Source organism: Winogradskyella litoriviva, assembly GCF_013249065.1.
Lineage (GTDB): Bacteria > Bacteroidota > Bacteroidia > Flavobacteriales > Flavobacteriaceae > Winogradskyella > Winogradskyella litoriviva.
Map to the genome: position 1 here is coordinate 555,125 of NZ_JABRWQ010000002.1, position 17,710 is coordinate 572,834.

Annotated in this window: 13 protein-coding genes; 6 read left to right on the forward strand and 7 right to left on the reverse strand. The window is 31.8% G+C overall.

Annotated features, from left to right (window positions below; genetic code table 11):
• Position 1: 1 nt before the first annotated feature.
• The 5 genes from HNV10_RS06490 to HNV10_RS06510 all read right to left on the reverse strand — a co-directional run bounded on the left by HNV10_RS06490 (position 2) and on the right by HNV10_RS06510 (position 6,561).
• Positions 2 to 409, reverse strand: a complete 408-nt coding sequence (locus HNV10_RS06490; protein WP_173300508.1) for a DUF134 domain-containing protein — start codon at positions 407 to 409, stop codon at positions 2 to 4.
• A gap of 283 nt (positions 410 to 692) precedes the next feature.
• Positions 693 to 2,126 (reverse strand): dihydrolipoamide acetyltransferase family protein, encoded by a 1,434-nt coding sequence (locus tag HNV10_RS06495; protein WP_173300509.1) that lies wholly within the window; start codon positions 2,124 to 2,126, stop codon positions 693 to 695.
• A gap of 89 nt (positions 2,127 to 2,215) precedes the next feature.
• On the reverse strand, positions 2,216 to 3,316 hold the full coding sequence (locus tag HNV10_RS06500) for a glycosyltransferase family 2 protein (RefSeq protein ID WP_173300510.1): 1,101 nt from the start codon (positions 3,314 to 3,316) through the stop codon (positions 2,216 to 2,218).
• A gap of 3 nt (positions 3,317 to 3,319) precedes the next feature.
• Positions 3,320 to 3,937, reverse strand: coding sequence for a recombination mediator RecR (gene recR / locus HNV10_RS06505; protein WP_173300511.1), 618 nt, complete (start codon positions 3,935 to 3,937; stop codon positions 3,320 to 3,322).
• Positions 3,938 to 4,020: 83 nt separating this feature from the next.
• The gene (locus HNV10_RS06510) at positions 4,021 to 6,561 is read right to left on the reverse strand and encodes a T9SS type A sorting domain-containing protein (RefSeq protein ID WP_173300512.1); all 2,541 of its coding nucleotides are present in this window, start codon (positions 6,559 to 6,561) and stop codon (positions 4,021 to 4,023) included.
• An 80-nt stretch (positions 6,562 to 6,641) separates the two neighbouring features.
• Between HNV10_RS06510 and HNV10_RS06515 the strand changes: the two genes are divergently transcribed.
• On the forward strand, positions 6,642 to 8,087 hold the full coding sequence (locus tag HNV10_RS06515; RefSeq protein WP_173300566.1) for a sodium:solute symporter: 1,446 nt from the start codon (positions 6,642 to 6,644) through the stop codon (positions 8,085 to 8,087).
• On the opposite strand, the gene HNV10_RS06520 is transcribed toward HNV10_RS06515, so the two are convergent.
• On the reverse strand, positions 8,084 to 8,446 hold the full coding sequence (locus HNV10_RS06520) for a CoA-binding protein (protein WP_173300513.1): 363 nt from the start codon (positions 8,444 to 8,446) through the stop codon (positions 8,084 to 8,086). The two genes, HNV10_RS06515 and HNV10_RS06520, sit on opposite strands and share 4 nt — an antisense overlap.
• Positions 8,447 to 8,551: 105 nt before the next feature.
• Between HNV10_RS06520 and HNV10_RS06525 the strand changes: the two genes are divergently transcribed.
• Entirely contained in the window at positions 8,552 to 10,996 is a 2,445-nt protein-coding gene (locus tag HNV10_RS06525; RefSeq protein WP_173300514.1) for an outer membrane beta-barrel family protein, read from the forward strand.
• A 321-nt stretch (positions 10,997 to 11,317) separates the two neighbouring features.
• On the opposite strand, the gene HNV10_RS06530 is transcribed toward HNV10_RS06525, so the two are convergent.
• Positions 11,318 to 12,322: a 3-oxoacyl-ACP synthase III family protein gene (locus tag HNV10_RS06530; protein ID WP_173300515.1), complete on the reverse strand. Its 1,005-nt coding sequence runs from the start codon at positions 12,320 to 12,322 to the stop codon at positions 11,318 to 11,320.
• A gap of 209 nt (positions 12,323 to 12,531) precedes the next feature.
• Between HNV10_RS06530 and htpG the strand changes: the two genes are divergently transcribed.
• From htpG to HNV10_RS06550, 4 genes are all read left to right on the forward strand, one after another.
• Positions 12,532 to 14,442, forward strand: a complete 1,911-nt coding sequence (gene htpG, locus HNV10_RS06535; protein ID WP_173300516.1) for a molecular chaperone HtpG — start codon at positions 12,532 to 12,534, stop codon at positions 14,440 to 14,442.
• Positions 14,443 to 14,738: 296 nt separating this feature from the next.
• Entirely contained in the window at positions 14,739 to 15,893 is a 1,155-nt protein-coding gene (locus HNV10_RS06540; protein WP_173300517.1) for an iron-containing alcohol dehydrogenase, read from the forward strand.
• A gap of 193 nt (positions 15,894 to 16,086) precedes the next feature.
• Positions 16,087 to 16,668, forward strand: a complete 582-nt coding sequence (locus HNV10_RS06545) for a Crp/Fnr family transcriptional regulator (protein ID WP_173300518.1) — start codon at positions 16,087 to 16,089, stop codon at positions 16,666 to 16,668.
• A 150-nt stretch (positions 16,669 to 16,818) separates the two neighbouring features.
• A complete protein-coding gene (locus tag HNV10_RS06550) occupies positions 16,819 to 17,370 on the forward strand; it encodes a hypothetical protein (protein ID WP_173300519.1) in 552 nt (183 codons plus the stop codon).
• The last annotated feature ends 340 nt before the right edge of the window (positions 17,371 to 17,710 follow it).

Here is a 17,710-nt window from a genome sequence, read left to right on the forward strand (position 1 = left end):
CTTACTCATTTAAATTAACTAATTCATCTGTTTCATTAGAAGGACAATCATCGCACTCTCCGCTATTATCCATTCCTACAATTAATTTGAAACATTTTTTACATTTATACCAATCGTCTTCAAATTCAAAATCTCCTCCTTTAATAAGGATAGATTTACCCTCTACAAAGGCTTGTGCTATTTTCTTTAAAGCACTGTTATAAATCCTTGTAAGTGTCGGTCTTGAAACCTCCATCTTTTCCGCTGCTTCATCTTGTGAAAGATTATCATACACAACTAACCTGAGCGCCTCATATTCTTCATATTGCATTACAACATGCTCAGTATTACGAAATCGAATTCCGAATGGCTTAAACCCTAGCATTTTAGGCGGATAATTAACTTTTCTCTTTTTTTTTGGACGTGGCATTTATAAAACTTTATACAAAGATAATGAACTTACGTTCAAAACTAATCGAATTGAGAAGAAAAAACACATAATAATCTGTCTCTACAAATACAAACAAACTATACAACTGTATTAACTTCTACAAATACAGATTAGAAACCTTTTGAGAACATGTAAAGGCTAGGAAGCACTAAACTTGGGGTTATAAAAAATAAAATATATCCATAAAAAAAGCACAGTATTTAAACTGTGCTTTTAACTATCTTAATATGAGCATCTTCACTATACTTTTAATACCACTGTATTAAATCTCATGATTTATATCCCAAGATTCTAAATGATCTTTTACGGCTTTTACAAATTGGCCACCAAGTGCACCGTTAACAACTCTATGATCATAAGAATGTGATAAAAACATCTTATAACGAATACCAATATAATCACCTTGTGGTCCTTCTATTACAGAAGGTGTTTTTCTAATAGCGCCTAACGCTAAAATTCCAACTTGTGGCTGATTAATAATTGGTGTTCCCATTATGCTTCCAAAAGTACCAACATTAGTTACCGTATATGTTCCACCTTGTATATCATCTGGGTTTAATTTGTTTTCTCTAGCTCTGGTTGCTAAATCGTTTACACGTTTTACCATACCCAATAAATTTAGCTGGTCAGCATTTTTAATTACTGGAACAATTAAATTACCGTCTGGTAAAGCGGCTGCCATACCAACATTAATAGCTTTCTTTTTAATGATTTTATCTCCTTGTACAGAAATATTCATCATAGGAAACTCTTTTAGTGCCTTAGTTACAGCTTCCATAAAAATTGGCGTAAAGGTTAGATTTTCACCTTCGCGCTTCATAAAATCATCCTTAACTTTCTTTCTCCAATTCCAAATAGCTGTAACATCTGCTTCAATAAATGACTGTACATGCGCAGAAGTTTGAACAGAATCTACCATATACTTTGAAATGAGTTTACCCATTCTGGTCATTTCAATAATTTCATCACCTTGTGAAATTGCAATCGGTTTTTCAGAAGATTTCTCTTCTGGTTTTTCTGTTTTTGATTTTTCCGCGATTGGTTGAGCTTTTTCTTGTGGTACTTCAGCTTCAACCTTAACACTTTCCGACGCTACGTTTTGAGCAACATTAGAAACTGTTTCAACTTTTGAAGGTATAACCTGCTCAACAACAGGAGCGGCAACTGGTGCCGAACTGCGAGATTCTAAATACGCTTTTATATCGTTTTTAGTTACTCTATTATCTTTACCTGTCCCTGGAATGGTATCTAATTCTGCCTGAGTAACTCCTTCTTGTTTGGCAATATTTTTAACTAATGGCGAATAAAAACGGTCTTCTGTGGAAACCACAGGTTCTACCGATGCTTTTGCTGCAATAACGGTTTGAGCTACATCAGCAGCTGCTTTAGGAACTTCTGATGCTACAATTGGCTCTGTAGTAGCTGCAGGTGCAGTTACTTCAACTGTTCCGCCACCTTCTGTTTCAATTACTGCAATGGTTTGACCAACTTGCACAACGTCATCAACATTAAATAGTTTTTCAACCAAAACACCATCCACTTCACTAGGCACTTCACTATCTACTTTATCTGTCGCAATTTCTAATACTGCTTCATCAGCTTCAATGGTGTCTCCAACTTCTTTAAGCCATGAGGTTATTGTTGCTTCCGCAACACTCTCTCCCATTTTAGGTAACTTAAGTTCAAATTTTGCCATATATATAATTTGTAGGTCTTTAATCTGTAATTGACTGCAAAATTAACAAAAAAACCAATACTTTACTGATTTTTCATCAACTAAACAACCTAGAAATGCAACACTTCACCCCTATTAATTGAGCTATCACTTCCGAGTATAAAATTACTGTTTTTTGGTAGAAATCTAAAAACAATATTCTCTTGCTTAGATTTCTGTTTCATATCTTCAATTACTACACTAGCTTTCAACAAGTTAAAATCATACAAAAGCATACTATTATCTTCTATTTTATCTAGTATTATTTCCGTTTTCTTCGTTGGGTTTGGCAATTGTTGATTTAAAGAGGAATTTATGGATTTAGAATACACATAAGTTCTATCCATTTTAAGTTTTTTCGCTTCAGGTGATTTACTCATTAAATAAGCCATTTTTATACCTAACCAAACCGAAGCATTAAGAAATAGATTCCGCTTAAAATGTTTCTTATAAAAAATCTGCATCGCTCCATAAAAGCGTTTGGCATATTTTGAGTCTTTCAAAGTACTTTCGCCCTTAAAATGTATAACCGTAGTTTCTCCAAAATAGTAATTATCGTAACCTAATTTTAAGACTTTATAGGACAAATCGATATCTTCGCCGTACATAAAATAGTCTTCATCAAATCCTTGTACTGCATTGTAAACCTCTTTTCTAAGCCACATAAATGCGCCTACAAGAATATTTACTTTCCCCTTATTTTCTTTTTGAATATGATTAGCGTAATAATCATTTGATAGGCCTAATACTTTTTTTAGCGATACTTTAGGAGTTGGAATATTACGCTTGCTCTCTGGAAGAAATGCACCTCTTCCATCTATGAGCTGACAGCCAACAATACCTACGTTTTCTTTAGAATCTGAAAATTTAAGCAGCTTAAGAAAAGTATCTTCTGCAACTACAGTATCTGGATTTAATATACATAAGTATTCTCCTTGTGCTTGCTTAACTCCAATATTATTTCCTCTTGAAAACCCAGAGTTTTCCTTGTTTTCTATTAGTTTTACTGAGGGAAACAATTGCCTAACCATAGAACAACTATCATCCGAAGAATTATTATCAATAACAATAATTTCTGCCTCTATATTGTTGATTGCAGCTTCCACACTTTTTAGACATAATTCTAAAAAATAGCGCACATTATAGTTTAATATGATGACAGATAATTTCAAATTCTAGGATTTTAGTGAAGCTTCAAAAGGCACACGATCAATAATACTGCGACCTAAGGTAATTTCGTCTGTATATTCTAATTCGTTACCTGCTGCTACACCTCTTGCAATAGCTGATGTAGAAACATCATAACCTTGTATTTGTCTAAAAATATAGAAATTAGTAGTATCTCCTTCCATTGTAGGACTCATTGCAAAAATTAGCTCTTTTACTTTGCCAGATTTTACTTTTTCTACTAAAGATGAAATATTTAAATCTTGCGGACCAATACCATCCATTGGTGAAATTTTACCACCTAAAACGTGATACAACCCTTTAAAAGAACTAGTATTTTCTATGGCCATAACATCTCTAATGTCTTCAACCACACAAATTAATTCACTATTTCTATTTGGATTTTCGCAAATTTCACAAAGTACTTTATCGCTTATGTTATGACAAGATTTACAAAAATTAATTTCAGCCCTTACTTTTGATAATGCATTGGCTAATTGAAATGTTTGATTTTCTGGCTGACGCAATAAATGCAACACTAAACGTAAAGCGGTTCGTTTACCAATACCAGGCAATTGCGCCATTTCATTTACTGCGTTTTCTAAGAGTTTTGATGAAAATTCCATAAGAGCAAAGGTACTGATTTTTAAACACAAAAAAGTCCAACTGTAAGGGCTTTACACTTGGACTTTTGCTTCATTTTTATGTTTTATTTTATAATAAGTTTTTTAGTTAACGCTCCTTTATTACTATTTAATTTCACAAAATAAATACCTGATTCAAAAGATGATGAATCAATTTTATAAGCGTTAGATAAATTTACATTTTTAGAATAAAGCATCAATTTACCTAAAGAATTAAAAACTCTAACTGTAACAATATCTGAAACATTCCATTCTAAATTCACTTCATTTTTTGCCGGATTTGGGTATAGTTTCAAATCATCTAATTCTAAATTAGTAATACTTAAAGTTTCGTCATAAAGGCTAGATCTCCACAAACCTCTTCCGTAGGTTGCTGCGTATAGCTTACTATCCGCAGTATTAATTTCGAGCTCATTAATTCTTACATTTGGTAATCCGTTATTAAACTGAGCCCATGTATTACCCAAAGTATTATCTGTGTAATAGACACCATAATTCATCCCTAAGTACAAACCATCTTTACCATTGTTTTGCCATGTTAAGGCCTGCGCAGAAAAGCTTGGCAAATCCCAAGCAATAGATGCAAAAGTTACACCATTATCAGTACTTACATAAACCTTACCACTATCCGTAGTAGCAATTGCAATTTTATTTGGGTCCGTAGGATGTACTGCAATGCTATTAATTTGACCACCAACAAGGTTTAAAGTTGATGAAGACCAAGTAACTCCTCCATCTGTAGTGAACCAAAAAGCACCATTGATAGCTATATAAATTTTATTATTATCAGTTGGAGCAATTTTTAAATGATCTATATTATTAGAAAAATTCTGAGATATCGATATCCAATTTAAACCAGCATCAGTAGACTTATAAACCTCATCAAACGCACAGTAAATAACATTTTGTACTATTGGGTCTTGTTCAAACGGCACAACCCAATTCCAAGAAGCATCTCCACCCTTGTCATCTGGTTGAGTTAATGCAGAAACTCCACTAGTCCAACTCCAATTAGTATATTTATATAACGATCCAAATTGCGTTGTCCCATAAAATATATCAGCATCATTCTTATCTACAAAACCTTCCATACCATCTCCACCAAACCAATCAATCCAATTTCCATCCGATAACAATGCCGATGATCCATTATCTTGAGAACCTCCAGTTACAACCACAGGATTTGTTTGGCTTACACCTATTTTATAAAACTGTCTTATTCCCAAACCAATTGTTAAATCTGTATAATAACCACTATTTACTACGGTAGGGTTTTCTGCTTTATATATTCCTCCATCTGTGCCTACAAAAAGTTTAGCATTAGTACCAGAACCCACAAACTCTAAAATATCTACGTCTGCATGGCAATACCCAATATTTTGATTAGTCGCACTTTCTGGTGTCCATTGTGATGTGATACTAAAATTAACACCTCCGTTTAAAGACCTCCAAGTGTTAATACCTGCAATATGAACATCATTTACATCATTAGGATTAACCGCAATATCCATATCTCTAGGTGCTTGACCTCTATCGTCATTGCCAGAAGAATCATATCCAAAATAATTTGAAGTATGGCTCAATTTAGAAAAACTACTGCCACTATCTGTTGATTTATATAAGGCTCCAAATAATCCATCTTCAGCTTCAAGAACATAAACAGTGTTTGGGTCATTAGGAGAAACTGCTATCATTTTAGGTCCAAAAGAAAACTCATTTGGTGTAACGCCTTGTACTTTTGAAAAACTAGACCCATTATTTATGGACTTATAAAAATCGGATCCTGTTGCATAGACTACAGTTGGGTCTCCTGGTTTAAAATCTATATCATAACCATTATTAACGCCTGCAAAATATATTGAATTCCAATTTTGACCACCATCACTTGATTTATATATTCCACCGCCTTGCGAACTAGCGTATATAATTTGATTATCTGCTGGATGAATAAGTATTTTATTTACAGAACCTCCTCCAGGCAGATTGCTATGTAATGTCCATGTAGATCCGCTATCTGTAGATTTAAAGATTGCTCCATTTGAAGAACCCCAAAAATAATTTAAACTATTATTAGGATCAATTGCCAGTGAATTCACATCCATATTTGCTAGATTATCGGTAAGAACCGTCCAAGTAGATCCACCATCTACACTTCGCCATACACCACCTGTTTCACTGCCAGAAATAATATGATTTAAATTGTTTTTATCAATAGAAATTGATGTAATTCTGCCAACTCCAGGATTATAACCAGAAGTAGCATTCCAATAAGTAGGTCCCATTTCTTCCCATGTACCAACAACTGTTCTTGCTGCATAACCTTCCGTATTGATATTGGCATTGTAATTTTGTAGCTCGTTATAATAAAATTCTGAAGGTTTTAATTTCCCCATTTCATCCATAGCGCGTTCTGCAAAATACTGCCAACGTCTAAAAGGCTTATAACCTGTTCCACGTTCCCTTCCTACTGAATCGAAATGACTTTCGGCAGTAACAACAATTTCTTCAACTGTATAATTTCCATCTGCAATAAGTTGCTTAAAATCTTGGGAGAAAATACTAGAACAAAACAAAGAACACACAAATAGTAAAGTATATCTTTTCATAAAAATTTCCTTTTTAGAGCAATGATTTTTCCCAAATGTACTACTTTTCAAAAATAATTTACGAGATTGAAGCCAATTATATGACACCAACTTCTATACTATTTCTCATTGCAAGTTACTTTGTATTGCTTGTTTTAATTTCTTATTTCACCGGAAAAGAAGATTCTAATGCTGCTTTTTTTAAAGCAAATAAATCTGCTCCTTGGTATTTGGTAGCGTTTGGGATGATTGGCGCTTCGTTATCTGGTGTTACTTTTATCTCGGTTCCTGGAGCTGTAGAAGCCAAACAATTTGGATATCTTCAGGTTGTTTTTGGTTACTTTTTTGGATACCTCATAATAGCCTATGTTTTACTACCGCTTTATTACAGACTAAATCTCACGTCTATTTACACGTATTTAAAAGACCGTTTTGGTATTATAAGTTATAAAACGGGTTCGGTAGCTTTTCTAATTTCTCGTACAATTGGCGCTGCCTTTAGATTATTTTTGGTAGCTAAAGTTTTACAGCTTTTAGTTTTTGACCTTTTTGATATTCCTTTTGCTATAACTGTAATAATTACTATTGCTTTAATTTGGCTCTACACCTTTAAAGGCGGAATAAAAACAATTATATTTACTGATACGCTTCAGACATTATTTATGTTGATATCTGTAGTGGTTGCCATAATCTTCTTAGCTTCTGCCTTAGATTTAAATAGCGTTTCTGATATTATCACATACACTAAAGATAGTAACCTTAGCAAGGTGTTCTTTTTTGAAGACGGAAACAATTCTCAGTATTTTTGGAAGAGCTTTTTATCTGGCATTTTTATTACCATCACCATGACTGGCTTAGATCAAGATATGATGCAAAAAAACCTAACTTGTCGTAATCTAAAGGATGCTCAAAAAAACATGGTAACTTTTAGTGTAGTTCTTATTTTTGTGAACATTCTGTTTTTAGTGCTTGGTTTAATGCTTACGCAATACGCAGAAAAACATGGTATTTCAGCATCTAAAGATGATTTATTTCCAACAATAGCTATGCTTCCTGAAATAGGAATTGTAACCTCAGCATTTTTCTTATTAGGTTTAATAGCTGCTGCTTACTCTAGTGCAGATTCTGCTTTAACATCCTTAACAACATCGTTTTGTTTCGACATTCTAGATATTGAAAACAAACCAGAAACCCAAAGAAAACATCTAAGAAAACGCGTTCATATTGGCTTTAGTCTCTTACTAGTTATCGTTATTGTATTATTCGATTTAATCTTTAAGGATGTTTCTGTAATTTGGGAACTATTTAAAGCTGCAGGTTATACTTATGGACCTTTACTAGGTTTATTTGCATTTGGACTTATCACCAAGTCGCAAATAAAAGATAAACTTGTTTGGCTTGTTGCCATTGCAGCGCCTCTACTATCATACATTTTAAATATATACTCAAAAGAACTTTTTAATGGCTATGAAATTGGCTTCGAAATCCTAATTATTAATGGTCTCTTTATGTTTTTAGGATTATTGCTAATTAAAAAGAAGTCTTAATATTGGTTTGTAGCCAAAAGCACTAAAGTACAAGCGGCTTCAAATTCAATATTATTTTGTTCTAACAATTTATAAAACTCAGGGTTTTCGGTTCCTGGATTAAAAATAACACGCTTTGGTTTCAGGCTAATAATGTAGTTATAATACTCTTCTTGGCGTTGCGGATTTAAATATAAAGTAACTGTATTTATAGCATCATAATTTATTAATTCCGTATCAATTGTTACATCATCTACTTTACCAGGTTTTAATCCAAAAGCTACTACAGTGTGATTATAATTTCTAAGTCTATTAATTGCAATATTAGAGTAGCGTTCCGTTTTTAAGGAAGCGCCAATGACTAGTGTTTTTTTATCCATAATGTTAAAAAGGTGTTAACATATAATTATTACGTAACATGTGGTAAAATTAGTCGTCTATACTTTAATATACTTTCAAATCAATCAAAAATAATCAATCAAACAATGAAATCAATCACACTATTCTGTGCGCTATTATTTTCCCTAGTGTTAATAGCCCAACCCAATTCTAACAAAGATATTAAAAACGGTTCTGTATCTGGACGCGTTTTAGATGCCCAATTAAATGAACCTCTACCATACGTAAATATTGTAATTACTGATATTGCAAAAAAAGTTATAACAGGTGGCATTACTAATGATGATGGTACTTTTGAAATTAAAAATATACCTGAAGGCTCAATTACAGTATCTATTCAATTCGTAGGTTTTAAAACCATTGACAAAAATGTAACATTAGGTAAAGGAAACTATAAAGTAAACCTAGGAGACATAAAACTAGAAGAAGAATCTACCAGCTTAGATGAAGTTAATATTGTTGCAGATGTTTCTACCATACAACAAAAAGTAGACCGTAAAGTCATTACTATTGGTAAAGATTTACAAACAGCAGGAGCTACTGCAAGTGAACTAATGAACAATTTACCGTCAGTAAGTATAGACCAACAAACCGGATCCGTTAGTTTACGAGGCAACCAAAATGTAAGAGTTATGGTAGATGGAAAATTATCTAATATTCCTGCTGAGCAATTACTAAAACAAATTCCTTCAAACTCAATTAAAAGTATAGAATTAATAACAAACCCTTCTGCTAAATATAATCCTGAAGGCATGAGTGGTATTATTAATATTATACTTCATAAAAACACAAAAATCGGTTTTAACGGAAATATCACTGTGGGCTTAGCTCATGATATTGAAGCTAAATTCAACAGTTCTATCGATGCGAATTATCGAAATGGAAAAGTAAACGTTTACGGTTCTTACGGCAATAACATTAGAAGAAATGCTAACTACGGTTATATCTTTAGAACTGAGCAAGAGGTAAAACAAAATTTCGATATTCTAAATGATAACAAGTCTCACTTATTTAAAATAGGACTAGATTATTACTTAAATGACAAAAACACTATTTCCGTTTTTACTAACCAAAACATCTTTAACGGTGAAACTGATGTTAACTCAAGCATTGCCTATTTATTTAATGATGCTCTAGACGAATCACAATATTTATCTGGATTAAACGAAAACGATTCGCAACAATATAACTTTAATTATACGCACGATTTTACTAAAGAAGGTCATAACATAGAATTAGAAGTTGACCATAATATATATGAAGGATTTGCAGATAATAGCAATATATTTTTTAGCTCTCAACGACCAAATTTTATTGAAGACACAGATACAGATAGAAATAGAACAACATTTAATTTAGATTATGTAAATCCATTATCTGAGTCTGTAAAATTAGAATTGGGCTTACAAGCGCGTCTTTTTGATACCAATATTTTTTACCAATCTGATGCTAGAGAACAAAATGAAAACGAAGAATATATACCAACAACTACAAATTTTAATTATACCAGAAACATATATTCTGCCTATGCAACGTATGGTAAAAAACTAGAAAAATGGAGTTATCAAGTAGGTATTAGAGCAGAAACAGTAAATGTAGATTCTGATGCTTATAAAATAGATTTAGATTCTAATGAAGAATTTAATATTCCTTTTGAAAATGATTATTTTGAATTGTATCCTTCTGCATTTGTAACCTATTCGCCTTCAGAAAAAAACTCGTATCAATTTAGCTATAGTAGAAGAATTGACCGACCAGGAATTGGACAAGTAAACCCATTACCTAACTGGAGCACGCCTTTAATTTCAGAATTTGGAAATCAAGAATTGCGTCCGCAGTTTACTAATTCCGTTGAAACAAATTACACAAGACAACTCGAAAAAGGAAGCATTACTGCTGGTGTTTTTTACAGAATTATTGAAGACGAAATTCAGCAAGCCATTTTAATAGATAGAACAGATACAAATCGTTTAATTTTTACCAATTTAAATTTTGACAATACCTCTGCTTATGGTATTGAATTATCTTCTAATTACAGACCAACAAAATGGTGGAGCATTAATGCTAGTTTTGATTTGTATGCTCAAACACAAAAAAGTTTAGCAGAATCTTTTGATACAAATGATGAAATTGTTTTAAACACAGTAGAAGTAGACAATATCGCATGGAGTGCTAGAGCTTTTAACAATTTTAAAGTAAGTAAAAGTCTTAGTTTTTCGGCATTTGGAATGTACCGTTCAAAAAACAAAAACATTCAATTTGAAATGAAAGATATGCTAATGGTTAACCTTGGTATGCGTTATAACTTTATGGAAGGTAGAGCAAACTTTAGCTTAAGCTATAATGATATTTTTGATACCATGTATGCTGAGTTTGATGGCGAAAGACCATATGCTCAACAAGGCCAATTTAACTGGGAAAGCCAACAAATAACTACAAGCTTATCTTATCGCTTTGGAGGTGGAAAATATAGAGCTAAATCTCGTAAACAACGAGATAATGATGTAAAACAAGATGGTGGTATGTTTTAAATAATATTCAATAGTCTACATAAATAGTTGATGGTTAGTGTTAGTGTATAGCTATTGAATAAGAAAACCCGAAACGCAAGTTTCGGGTTTTTGTTAAATACGCGTTAAATATACTATGTCATGAAATAAAATTGAAATTTCGGCGTCTATATAGTAGTAGGTTTTAATCATAGTATTATAAATTTTGGGAATTTATATATGATTAGTTAAATTTGGTTAATAGTTGAAAAGCCCAAACAAAATATCTGTTTGGGCTTTTTTTTATTAATAACTATATAATACTTTTAATAATAGTAAATTCACTTTATACAAAAATTTGCCTTACCACTTCATAATAACACTTCCCCAAGTAAAACCGCTACCAAAAGCAGCTAGTACAACGGTATTGCCATCTTTTATTTTACCTTCTTCCCAAGCTTCAGTTAAAGCAATAACAACAGATGCCGCTGTAGTGTTACCATATTTTTGAATATTATTAAAAATCTGGTCGTCTCTTAGACTAAATTTCTTCTGAATAAACTGTGCTATTCTCAAATTAGCTTGATGCGGAATTAACATATCAATGTCCTCGCGTTTCAAACTGTTTTTATTTAATCCTTCCATTATGACTTCGCTAAAACGAACCACCGCATTTTTAAATACAAAAGTGCCATCCATATATGGAAAATAAGACAAGTCTTCCTCACCAGCTTCAATAATTTCTGGAACCCAATGCGATATACTTGGCGAAGCTACTATGAGCTTATCAGCATATTTACCTTCACTATGTAAATGTGTAGACAATATTCCTTTAGAGGTATCTTCTTCTCTACTTAAAACTGCTGCTCCTGCTCCATCTCCAAATATTACAGAAACACCTCGTCCTCTAGTTGTTTTATCCAATCCGTTGCTATGGTATTCTGCACCAATAACCAAAATGTTTTTATACATCCCAGTTTTTATAAATTGATCCGCAACAGAAATAGCGTAAATAAAACCAGAACATTGATTACGCACATCTAGTGCACCAATAGTTGGCATATCTAACATATCTTGAATTTGCACACCACAGCCAGGGAAATAGTAATCTGGACTCAAAGTAGCAAACACAATAAAATCAATATCATCTTTGCTTAAACCAGAACGTTCAATTGCAATTCTGGCAGCTTTTGCTCCCATTACTGCAGATGTATCTTCACTGCCTTCTTTTATCCAGCGACGTTCTTTAATACCTGTACGCTCTTGTATCCATTCGTCATTAGTATCCATCATTTTAGATAGATCGTCGTTAGTAACAATGTTTTCAGGAACATACTTCCCTAAACCAATTATTTTAGAATTATACATATTTAAAGGGGAAAAATTGTGAATAACAAAAATAATCAATTAAATACTAATTGGTTTTAAACAAATTTGTATTTATTATGCAAGCATAATATTTGTGTCAGTTTGTCACCTTTTAACTCTTGGTATTTTATTTGACAAGAAGTAAAGTGTAATTAAAATAATAATTAATCAGGTTCTTGCCTTTGCAAGAATGACAAAAACTACATAAAATGGCAAAAGGAAACATTAATGTATCGGTAGAGAATATCTTTCCGTTAATTAAAAAATTCTTGTACAGTGATCACGAAATCTTTTTACGTGAGCTTATTAGTAATGCAACAGATGCTACGCTTAAATTAAAACATCTTACCAGTATTGGAGAATCTAAATCTGAATATGGCAATCCACAGATTGAAATAAAAATTGATAAAGAAGGAAAAAAACTTCATATTATTGACCAAGGTCTAGGAATGTCTGCTGAAGAGGTTGAAAAATATATTAATCAAATTGCATTTTCAGGTGCTGAAGAATTTTTAGATAAATACAAAGATTCTTCTAAAGACTCTGGCATAATTGGTCATTTTGGTTTAGGTTTTTATTCAGCCTTTATGGTTGCAGAAAAAGTAGAAATTATTACAAAATCGCATACTGATGCTCCTGCAGCACATTGGATTTGTGATGGGTCACCAGAATTTACTTTAGAGGCATCAGATAAAGAAACAAGAGGTACAGAAATTATACTTCATATTGCGGAAGATTCTACTGAATTTTTAGAAGAATCTAGAATTCGCGAATTACTAATGAAGTACAATAAGTTTATGCCAATTCCAATTAAATTCGGAACTAAAGAAATAAACGACCCAGATTTTACACCAAAAACAACAAAGGATAAAGATGGTAAAGAAACTACTGAGCCTCACAAACAAATAACAGTAGATAACATTATTAATAACCCAAATCCTGCATGGACAAAACAACCTTCAGAATTAAAAGATGAAGATTACAGCAGCTTCTACAGAGAGTTGTATCCAATGCAGTTTGAAGAGCCTTTATTTAACATTCACTTAAATGTAGATTATCCATTTAATCTTACAGGAATCTTGTATTTCCCTAAGATGACAAATGATATGAACATACAGAAGGATAAAATACAACTATATCAAAATCAAGTTTTTGTAACAGATAACGTAGAAGGTATTGTTCCAGAATTCTTAACTATGTTGAGAGGTGTAATTGATTCGCCAGATATTCCACTAAATGTATCTCGTTCTTACTTACAAGCAGATGGAGCTGTAAAGAAAATTTCATCTTACATTACAAGAAAAGTAGCAGATAAGTTGAAATCTTTGTTTAACGCAAATCGCGAAGATTTTGAAGCAAAATGGGATGACATTAAGATTGTAATTGAATACGGAATGCTTTCAGAAGAAAAATTCTTTGAAAAAGCAGATGCGTTTGCACTTTACCCTACAGTAGACGGTAAATACTTTACTTACGATGAGCTTTTCAATAAAATTAAAGCAAATCAAACAGATAAGGATGATAAATTAGTAATTCTTTATGCTTCTAATAAAGATCAACAACACTCGTATATTGAAGCTGCTAAAGCTAAAGGTTATGAAGTGTTATTACTAGATTCTCCTATTGTATCTCATTTAATTCAGAAACTAGAAAGCACTAAAGAAAATATTTCTTTTGCTAGAGTTGATGGTGATCATATTGACAACTTAATTAAGAAAGATGATACTACAATTTCTAAATTAACTGAAGAGCAAAAAACAGAACTAGATACACTTTTAAAAGAAGTAATTCCTTCTGAAAAATTCTCTGTACAATTAGAAGCTATGGATAGTGATGCATCACCGTTTATAATTACGCAACCAGAATTTATGCGTAGAATGAAAGAAATGCAAGCTACAGGTGGAGGCGGAATGAGCATGTTTGGTAGTATGCCAGAAATCCATAACCTAATTGTTAATACAAACTCTGATTTGGTTGGTGAAATTTTAAGCACTAAAACCAAAAAGAAACAAGAACGCTTAATTAATCAAAGTTTAGATTTAGCACGTTTATCTCAAGGCCTTTTAAAAGGCGAAGAGTTAACGAACTTTATTAAGCGTAGTTATGATATGATAAAATAACCAAGTGCCTTTATTTAAAAGATATTTGAACAAAAAACCACTTAGTTTTAGCTAAGTGGTTTTTTTTATAAAATGATTTTTTTAACTATCATTTTAAACATAAAAAAGCATTAACTAAAAAAAACAACACTTATTACAACAATAACAAAATATATAAACACATTCTACATTTGCAATCAGACCAACATTTAACTTTTTTAAGTCTAAAGTGACAAAAATCATAAAATAGGAGCGGAATATTTGAGTCTTTTACACTATCAATTATAATTTAAATTTAACAATTAAAAAACAGTAAAATGTTACAAAACAGAAGAATTTATTTACCACCGTTAAGCTTAATAGGACCAGGTGCATTGAATGATTTAGGCGAAGAATTAAAAACGCTTCCATATAAAAAAGCACTATTTGTTACTGACAAAGTTTTAGTAAAATTAGGTGTTGCTGAAGATGTATTAAAAGTTATCAATGCTTCAAATATTGAAACTGTTGTTTATGACGATGTACATCCAAACCCAACAGTAAAAAATGTTAACAACGGTTTAGAGTTATTAAAAGAAAATAACTGCGATTTTATTATTACCCTAGGTGGTGGATCACCACAAGACTGTGGTAAGGCTATTGGTATTCTTGCCACTAATGGAGGAAATATTGGTGACTACGAAGGTATTAATTTATCTAAACACGCTTCATTACCAATTATAGCAATAAATACAACAGCTGGTACTGCTAGTGAAGTTACTATTAATTATGTTATTACAGACGAAGAACGCCACATAAAAATGGTGATGGTAGATAAAAACTGTTTGGTGAAAATTGCAGTAAATGACCCAATATTAATGCTAGGTAAACCAGCATCCTTAACCGCTGCGACAGGAATGGACGCTTTAACCCATGCCATAGAAACTTATATTACAAAAGGAGCTTTTGGATGGTCTGATGCTTTAGCCCTAGAAGCAATCAAATTAATTTCACAAAGCTTAGAAAAAGCAGTGGTAGATGGTAAAGATTTAGAAGCTAGAAGTAAAATGGCTTGGGGCCAATTTATTGCAGGACAAGCGTTTTCAAACGCAGGATTAGGATATGTACATTCTATGGCACATCAATTAGGTGGTATGTATGATTTACCGCATGGTGTTGCTAATGCCATATTACTGCCGCATGTAGAACAATTTAATATTCCTGCTTGCGCGCATAAACTAAAAAAAGTTGCAAGAGCTATGGGAGTTGGTGTTCTAGAAATGAGTGATACTCAAGGCGCTAATGCCGCAATCGAAGCCATAAAAGCTTTATCAAAATCCGTTGGAATTCCTTCTGGCTTAAAAGAGTTAGGTGTAAAAGAAGAAGATTTTGAAGAAATGGCAAAAAATGCATTAGAAGATGTTTGTACAGGAGGAAACCCTAGAGAAGTAACATTAGAAGATACAATAGCTATATATAAAGCAGCTATGTAAAACAGATGATTATAAGTTTTATTGACCCTTTGTAATTAACATTGCATAAATAAAAAAATCACGCTGAGAAATCAGTGTGGTTTTTTCATTCAAAATAATTGCTGTTTAACCATTAATTAAATATTGTGTCGAATTTAAACGACATACTCTAAATCTTTGTGTAATTTAAGGTCAGATAACAATTCTAATTTATGTGATTTCCAATAATTCTGTAATAAAAGAAATATTTAAAGACCTTAATTTTAATAACGATGAAATTAAAATAATAGCATCTGTATTTAAAAAATTAACTGTAAAAAAGGGAACAATTCTATTAAATGCAAATGATATTGTAGACAAACAATATTATATATTAAACGGATGTTTAAGAGCATTCCATATTGATGCTCATGGCAAAGAGCATACTATACAATTTGGAGTAAAAGATTGGTGGATTAGTGATTATACGGCTTTCTTTTCAGAAGGAAAAGCCATTTTAACCATAGAAGCATTGCAAGATTCTACACTCTATTGCATTTCTAAAGAAGGAAAAGACGAGTTATATGATAGAATTCCTAAAATAGATAAATTTTTTAGGATAAAATTAGAAAGAGCATTTGCAACATTTCAGAAAAGAATACTTTCTAATTTAGCAAAGCCAGCTATTGAACGTTATATCGATTTTATTACAACCTACCCAAACATAGAAAAGAGTGTTAAAAACTATCATATCGCTTCTTATCTCGGAATTACTACGGAGAGTTTAAGCAGAATTAGAAAAGAATTATCCAAATAATAGATTTATTATCATACATCAATTTTTTGAATTAAAAAAAGTATTAATTTTGTAGTCCTTACAAGGTAAATATTCCCTTATTTTCCTAAGATTAATAGCTAAAAAAGCGTGAGTTGAATAAACTTGCGCTTTTTTTATTTAAATTAGCTTATGCAAGAAATAAAAATACTCTTCTTTATTGTTGGTTCATTTTTTGGTGTTAATGAAAGTCAAATTATTTCAGAAAAAACAACGGTAACAATAAATCCAACAGAAAAAACAATTTTTATAGTTCATGAGAATTTAATTTCCATAGTACAGAAAGAAAGTGATAGCATTACTTTAACTGCTGAATTATTAAAAATTAGTAAAGCTGACGCTAAATGGGACTCAGAATTCATTGGTTATTCTAATACAGAAAAAGAATTCTATCTTTCAGAAGAAAACGAAACACTAAATTCTAAACTAAAACTAACCTATTCTAAAATTGAAGATTTAGTTGCTTTTGGCATTGATGTTAATAAGAATGGTGAATTCTCTATGACTAATTTTCCAAAATATCACATAACAACAACTGATGGTACTTTAAATGACCGTTACTGGAATTTTAAAGCAGACCAACCATTTACATTTACAATAGAACCATTAATTGATATGCCTGAACACTATAAAACTTTAGTAAAAAGTTTATTTCCTATTTGGAAGACCATTAAAGAACAATAATAGAAGTCATTTCTACTAATATTGCTCAACCAACAACTTTTATATAGAATGAATTAGGTAATGTTTTTAATGCAATTTATATAGCCAAGAAAACCTTGTTTTAAATTTGCCTATAAGTTTGTAGTAATGCAATTTTACATCACTTTATTGACTACGGTTTTTCTGGTACTTAAGTAAAGGTTAACGATACGTTTCAATTGATAGAACACCAACCAAATGGCGTTTCGGTTTTTCAGTTATTTAAATTATTAAATACCAAAAACAAGAATAGTGACCATATTTGTTTATTACTAAATTATGATGCTTTACCACAAAGTTTAATACAGCGTCTAGAATTTTA